This is a genomic window from Pseudomonas sp. B392_1p, assembly GCF_052245235.1.
GTDB lineage: Bacteria > Pseudomonadota > Gammaproteobacteria > Pseudomonadales > Pseudomonadaceae > Serpens > Serpens gallinarum.
The window spans coordinates 1-298 of the sequence record NZ_JBQPXM010000039.1 but is presented as its reverse complement, the minus strand read 5'-3'; the positions used below and the strand labels follow the sequence as shown (position 1 = coordinate 298).

Genomic DNA, 298 nt, shown 5'->3' with positions numbered 1-298 from the left:
ATCGGCATTCCTCTAGAAACTCACACCGGGGAAACCCGCGTGGCTGCGACCCCGGAAACGGTGAAGAAACTCATCGGCCAGGGCCATCAGGTGACCGTTCAGGCTGCCGCCGGCAGCAACGCCAGCATCCCGGACAGCGCCTATCAAGCCGTGGGGGCCACCATGGGCACGGCCGCCGAGGCTTTTGCAGCCGACATCGTGCTCAAGGTGGTCGCCCCCGGCGACGCCGAACTGGCGCAGATGAAGAGCGGCACCGTGCTGGTGGGCATGCTCAACCCGTTTAACACCGAGCTGATCG

General features: G+C 65.1%; 1 pseudogene. It reads left to right on the top strand.

The features are described from left to right. Positions 1-298 (top strand): annotated as a pseudogene (locus ACTV8E_RS20710) (NAD(P)(+) transhydrogenase (Re/Si-specific) subunit alpha); the annotation flags it as partial.